Raw genomic sequence first — 3476 nt, forward strand, 5'->3', positions numbered from 1 at the left:
GGGCAATCACCTATTAAAGCTGATTAGAAAAACAGCTTGTTTGAACCCGCGCAGCGGGTGAGTTCTGTTTTTACAGCTCTAACAGGTGATTGCTGCAACTTTTTACTGAGGGCTTGATTTTTTGGTTACTTTTTTATCAAAAAAAAAGTAACAATAAAGATTCATTTTTTACCAGTGTCATGAACAGATACAAACTGTATCTGTTCATGACATTGGTAAAATTTGCCTAGAACAGCCATAGTTTTGAACGAATCAAGCATAGCTCACCTTATCCTACATATTTAGTGCAACAACATTTAGGAATCACACAGATATAAGTTGTTTGCATTAATATATTCAATGACAGAATCGGGTACCAAATATCGTATACTCTCACGATTTTTAATGCAATGTCTTATGGCAGTAGAACTGATTCTATTCTTTATTTTCTCTTCAATTATTATTACATTCCTCTGGTATTTACGGAATATGTGAGATTTTGGACTGTTTTTTAAAGTATTAAAAGGGTCGAAACCCTCTCTAGTGATGACTACTAAACCATATTTACTAACAATCAGCTCAATGTCTTGATCGTTCCACAGATTGGGTACATGAAAAGAGCTAAAAAGGTCTGCACCACATAATAGCTTGAGCGTTGTGTTTACCTCATTCAATTTAGTACATTGATAATCAAGCACTTCAATAGTTCGGTGCCATTTGTGTTGTTTGGTCTCCCAGTCATCGACTCTAACCCAATGATTACGACCATAGAGTGGTGTAAGAGCCAGTCTAGCCATTTGACACCTATGCTCTCCACATGCTAATCGTTTAGGTTTCTGGTAACTATCATGAGTCGGAGATATGATACCACCCGTAACACAATGGCCACCCATTCTTTTGAAATAGTCTTTTGCCAATTCAAACATTCTTAGGTGCCATATTGTTATTGGATTAAATGAACCGCAACTTAATAATACTATTTTTTTTTCTCCACTCATTTTGGCCTCATGCGAAAAGGTTCGCTAGTTGTGTAGAAATTTCTGGTGCGTTTTTCGGTGCACTTCTGCCACACTAGGGAATATTTTTGATTAGCTTACGAAGCATACAATTGCTTTATGATTTTATAAAAAAAGATAAGCAAAAACTATAATCAACCTTAGTTTAAAAATAAAACATAATGCGTATTTTGCACAGTGCTAGATTTTTTGCATATTGCTTCATCAAGCAAAAAGTATAACCTAAACTCCTTCGGAGTATGCATTTGTATAAAACTAACAAAAATTATCTACTATTATTTTTCTTCTTATTCCTACAACCCATAGGAAATATGGCCCTAGGCCAATCTAAAGTCCGATTGGGTATATCAGATCGCGATGCACAGCTCCTATTGGCGCAATATGCAACTGCCCAAAAAGTCTACCAAGCAAAAAATTATGCCCAGGCAAGCGCCTTATTTGAGAGACTGATAAAAATGCACCATCCTTCTGCCCTTGCCCCCTATATTCATTTCTACTATGCACTAGCCACCTATCACAATGGAGCAACCAAAATCGCTAGAGACGCTTTTTTAGAGCTACAAGCAAAATTTCCAGACTGGAATAAACAAAATGAAACCCATTATTGGTCTGCCCAATGTAGCTTTGAAACTGGAAGTTTTGAACAAGCCCTCAACACGCTTGCGCTAATCAAAGATAAAAGTATGGCCGAGCCTATTCTGGAAATGAAAAAATATTTTCTTAAACAAATACAAGATGATACTGCTTTGCAAGAACTCGTTGAAAAATTTCCAAACGATTGTATCATCAAAAATATTTTACATAAAAAAGTAGCCAAGCAAGCATATTTTACACAAGATTTTGCTCGGTTAGATGCATTAAAACAACAATACCATTTTGCTGATTATACATACGATCCTTTAAAACAAGTAACCTCTAAGCATAAAACAGCCTATGATGTAGCTATCTTCCTGCCCTTTTTTGTAGAAGAGTTTGACTATGAGGCTTGTACAGATCAATTTGTTATTGAGTTATATCAGGGTATACAATTGGCCATAGAAAAACTGGCTGAAGAAGGTATCGTGATCAATCTTTTTGTATTTGATACTAAAAGAGATGCAAGCGTTACCAAGGCATTACTGGCTCAAGAGGGAATGCCCTATATGGATTTGATCATAGGCCCTCTTTATCCTGAAACGATTCCATTAGTTGCTACATTTGCTAAAAAACACAAAATTAATCTTGTAAACCCGATTTCAGATAATGCTGCCGTAACCAAGGGTAATCCATTTGCCTTTCTTTTCCAGCCTGATCTAGAAACTTGTGCCCAAAGAGCCGCACAACTTACACTAAGTGACCTATCTGGCAAATCAACAGAAGAAGCCTCTATAGGTATTTTTTATGGTACCGACCCCAAAGAAGTATTGCAAGCAAACCTATATAAAACTATCGTTGAGCAACAATTGGGAAAAAATACAGATCTCTTTTTACAACTGCCTAGCAAGGCTATCAAAGACTTTTTTAACCAAGCCGGTAAACAAGAGGCAAAAGAAGAAGAAGATATTGCAACTACTGAAAAAGATGAATCGGATTTAAATAAACTAACCCATATCTATGTTCCATCCCAAAATGAGTTGCTTGTTTCCAATGTAATCAGTCTCTGTTTAAAACTGGGTATTAAACCACAAATTATAGGCCATGAGCAATGGATTAAAAAAGAAATCTTACACATTCACCAATTGAAGCGGTTACCTATTTTATTCTTAGCCCCCAACTATATAGACTATAGTAGATCTGCTTTAAGCACATTTCGAAAAAAGTTTTTTGAAAAGAATAGCACACAACCTAATGAAAAAGGTTACATTGGCTATGAGATGATGCTATTTTTTGGTAGAATGCTGGGGCGTTATGGGACTTATTTTCAGAAAGAATGGGGCAATATGCACTACAGTAGCCTTATTTTTCAGGGTCTATCCTATGGTAAACATCATGCTAATCAACATATTCCTGTGCTCCGCTTTGCTAAAGATAAATTTGTAGTTGATGCTTCTCTATCAAACACAGAAATAGCTTAAAGGTAGTGCGTTAGGGGAATTGGAGTTTGAAAGAGTAAAAAACAACAAATATATAGAGTCCTAATAAAAATTTGCGATCAGCAAGAATAGCTCACCAGTTGAAAATAAAAACAGTTGCAGGGAAGGGTATTAAGGGTTAATGAATTTTTTAAAGATACTTTTTGCTTGATCAAAAAGTAGCCAAAAAATCAAGCGCTGATGAAAAAAGTGCGCGTTTTTTTCCTAGCATAAGCCATAGTGGTGAACAGAAACTTTCTTAGAGCTGGAGAAACGTAGCCGTTCAGCGCAGTGGCAAAGGCTACGTAGAAAAAGCAAAAACGCCCCTTGTAAAATAGTTGCGATCAGCAAGCAGCCCTTACAGCTGAAATAGAAAAACAGCCTGTTTGAAGCCCGCGAAGCGGGCGAGTTCTGTTTTTCCAGGTGTAAG

2 protein-coding genes are annotated in these 3476 nt (G+C 36.5%); one reads left to right on the forward strand and one right to left on the reverse strand.

Going from position 1 to position 3476, the window contains the following annotated elements; genetic code table 11:
* Window positions 1–296 precede the first annotated feature (296 nt).
* Window positions 297–977 (reverse strand): nicotinate (nicotinamide) nucleotide adenylyltransferase, encoded by a 681-nt coding sequence (nadD, locus tag MUW74_RS01850; protein ID WP_243517245.1) that lies wholly within the window; start codon window positions 975–977, stop codon window positions 297–299.
* Between the two features lie 257 nt (window positions 978–1234).
* Here nadD and MUW74_RS01855 point away from each other — a divergent pair, with 257 nt between their 5' ends.
* The gene (locus MUW74_RS01855; protein ID WP_243517246.1) at window positions 1235–3049 is read left to right on the forward strand and encodes a hypothetical protein; all 1815 of its coding nucleotides are present in this window, start codon (window positions 1235–1237) and stop codon (window positions 3047–3049) included.
* Window positions 3050–3476 lie beyond the last annotated feature (427 nt).

Origin of the sequence: Candidatus Cardinium sp. cBcalN2, from assembly GCF_022810445.1 — a bacterium.
Classification (GTDB): Bacteria; Bacteroidota; Bacteroidia; order Cytophagales; family Amoebophilaceae; genus Cardinium.

Bases quoted from the DNA above. Each gene is read 5' to 3' on its own strand.
- nadD (WP_243517245.1), bottom strand. From the start codon at position 977: ATGAGTGGAGAAAAAAAAATAGTATTATTAAGTTGCGGTTCATTTAAT.
- MUW74_RS01855 (WP_243517246.1), top strand. From the start codon at position 1,235: ATGCATTTGTATAAAACTAACAAAAATTATCTACTATTATTTTTCTTC.